Annotated in this window: 1 protein-coding gene; it reads left to right on the top strand. The window is 35.4% G+C overall.

From position 1 onward, the window contains the following. Nucleotides 1–189: 189 nt before the first annotated feature. Nucleotides 190–3,289 (top strand): YSIRK-type signal peptide-containing protein (locus HT721_RS10800; RefSeq protein WP_173229817.1); only part of this gene is annotated, 3,100 nt, incomplete at its 3' end.

The following is a 3,289-nucleotide window of genomic DNA, read 5'->3' as shown; positions in this document are numbered from 1 at the left end:
TACTTTGAGAAGTTAGCTATATATTTTAATTAAAGTAAAAATTAGGCTAAAAGTGGACGGGGGGGGATTTTATGCTATAATGTACGTATATTCTTATCACCTAAAGTAGATATATTATAATAAAGTTTTATTGTAGTGCATCAGCTTTTTGAATAAGAAGAAATAAAAATAAAAAATGGAGATCAAAGAATGAAATACAAGAGAACTCAGAAACGCTCTAAGCAGATGTGGCAGCGTGTGGAAAAATTTTCGATTAGAAAGTTTAGCTTTGGAGCAGCGTCGTGTTTGATAGGGGCATCTTTAGTTGGGGCGGCTACGACCCCAGATGTCGTAGATGCGGCACTGGTGACATTTAGAGATCAACAGGGTGGAAATGTTACTACTTTGTACTCTAATAAAGGAGACACACCATTTTCTGCGCCAGATAGTTCAGTTCATGATAGAGTAAACGTAGATCAAGAAATAGATATAAAAGTTGATTGGTCAAAATATAGCAAAACAAATCCCTATGTAACTGTTACTTATAAATATAACGGTGGTTTCAATGGGACTCGAGTAGCGAAATATAGTGGTCGTCCAGATTTTTGGTTTACAACGCCAGTAGGGGTGACGGAACCTACGAAAATCACTTTGTATAATGGAAGCAATGCGACTGGTAGGGAAATAACGAGTTGGACAGGTGATAAACCTTGGGTCTCAGGATCTAACTCTGTAGGTTCACGTTATCAAGACAAGGATATGTCGGATAAGCTTGATGCTGGGAATCCTAAGAGTTCTAACCGTTACAACGATGCAACTGGTGAACGTGGTTGGACTTATCGTGGAGACCTTAATGGTATGTTTTGGTGGAGAATTGGGGATTCTATAGATGGAAGTCCAAGTGCCCAAGGTATTTATGACTCTTTCAGAAATAATACGCGAAGCATGTATTCTGACTGGGAAAGAGCTGCTCACGAAAGCGTCACAGTTGAAGCGACATACAAAGTTATTGATCCAACTCTAAGAAATGGGAAATATACATTAGATTTTGGTGCGGGTGTTAAAGTTGGGCGTGGACTATCATTTCTAAGTCATTTCAAGGTTTCGACAGTAGAGGTTCCACCACTATACAAGGATAAGGAATTTTTTGAGCCTAAAATTCCAGAACGTCTTGGTGTAGGAAATACTACAAGTTTAACACAAAAAGAAAAAGATAAAATAAAGGAAAAAATTTGGGAAGTTAACCAAGATAATACTAGTGGATCTCTTCCAGAAGGACAAAATAAATTTGTAGATAATTTGAAGGAGGGCAAAGATAGTATTTCTATTGCGAGTGATGGAACTGCAACAATTACATATAAGGATGATTCAACAGATGTAATTCCAGGAACTTCTCTTGTTTATGAAGACCCAAATGCAGCAGAGACGATAGCTGCAGAAAAAAGTGGGTATAACTACAAATATAATCCATATCCAGTAGATGATATAGAAAATATCAAAGATAATGAATTTGGGGAAGCTATAACTAATTTTTACAATGTAAACAATATGACTATTAGAAATAATGTTATAGAAAGTGTAGGTGAAGGAGTTTCAGAAAAGTTCAAAGGGAAGTTTATCTCGCCGCGTACAAACAAAAAATCAGATGATTATGGTAGAGGAATAATTGTAGGGGATGATACAACGCCAAAACCGTATATCCCTAAAGAGCATCTTTTCAAACAAAAGGTTGTGTTAAACGATACAGCTATAGACATGGCTAGAGAAAAAGGTAAGGCAGCTATAGACGCTTTGACGTATCTTTCTCCAAAAGAAAAAGATGTTTTCAAGAATAAATTAAATGGCAAAACAAGTCAGGAAGATATAAATGCTGTTGTAAATGAAGCCATTTCAAGAAATGCAACAAATGAAAAAGGTATAGAAGCAAAAAAACGTGATGTAAAAAAAGCAATCGACGCACTTAAATATCTAAGCGAAGATGAGAAAAAAGCGTTGCGTGATAGAGTTGATAACCAAAATATTACAGACCCAGATGGCAGTGATGGTGCAGCCGACAAAGCCTTAGAATACACAAAAACTTTACTTGATAATATTTTAAATGAAGCGAATAACACAAACCTAGCGAATGCTAAGTCGAAAGCAAAAGAACAAATTGAAAAGATCAAGAATAGTTTAACTTCACCAACTGCAGATGAATATAATAGAAGAATTGATGCGGAGTCGACTGTTGCAGGAGTTGAAGGTATTGTAAAAGAAGCTGAGACACAAAAATCTCAAAATGAAGCTCAAAAAGCTCAAGAAGAAGCTGAAAAGCTGAAAGAAGAGTATAAACAGAAAATTGATCAAATTCCTGGATTATCGGAAGAAGATAAACAGCAGTATAAAGAAAATATTGATGCTGCTAACTCAAAAGATCAATTAGATAGAATTATAGAAGATGCTGAAATAAAAGTAATTCGAGACAAAGCAATCGAAACAATTAAGAACTTATCTCATTTAAATGAAGCTCAAAAAATGGAGTTAACAGACTTGTTACAAGAAGCTGGAAATAAAGATGAAATTGATGCTATTGTGACAAGAGCTCAAGAGTTAGATTCTAAGATGGATTCTCTACAAAAATTAGTAGCAGAAGCTGAAAAAGTTAAGAAATCTGAAACATACAATACAGCATCTCAAGATAAGAAAACTGCTTTTGACACAGCAAAAGATGCAGCTTCAAAAGTAGCAGATAAAACAACAGCTGAACCAGAAAATGCAGTAGGTACATCAGAAGTAGCTACTTTAATTGACAATCTAGCAAAAGCAATTAAAGAATTAACAGGAAAAGAGGTTGCTGTACCTGTATCGAAAGATGCTTTAAAAGCAGAAATCGATTTGAACAAAGATGACGCTGTTAAAAAATCACCAGCTTATGCTAAAGAAACAGATGTCGCTAAGAAAAAAGCTTACGATGCCGCTTTAGAAAAAGCTCAAGAAGTGTATGATAAGCAAGATGCTACTCAACCAGAAGTGGATGATGCTCTTGATAAATTACAACAAGCACGGTTAGCTTTATCAGGTAAAGCAGAAGATTTCACATTAGGGGTGAAAAATGGAGCAGCAAAAATCTCTGTAGAACCTAAAGTAGGAGCAGAATTATCTGAAGTTGATAAAGGAACTGTAAAAGCTAAAGTAACAGCAAATGATAAATCATTAGATGATAATTACACTGTAAAATATGGAACTATTGCGGATGAGAACGGTAAGAAAGTAGTACCAGTAACAGTAATTCATGATGGTATTACAAGAACAGTTAATGTCCCAGTAGAAG

Source organism: Streptococcus sp. 4094 (assembly GCF_013277125.1).
In the GTDB taxonomy this organism is placed as follows: Bacteria; Bacillota; Bacilli; order Lactobacillales; family Streptococcaceae; genus Streptococcus.
The sequence above is the reverse complement of the archived record's forward strand: the minus strand, read 5'-3'. Positions and strand labels throughout refer to the sequence as shown.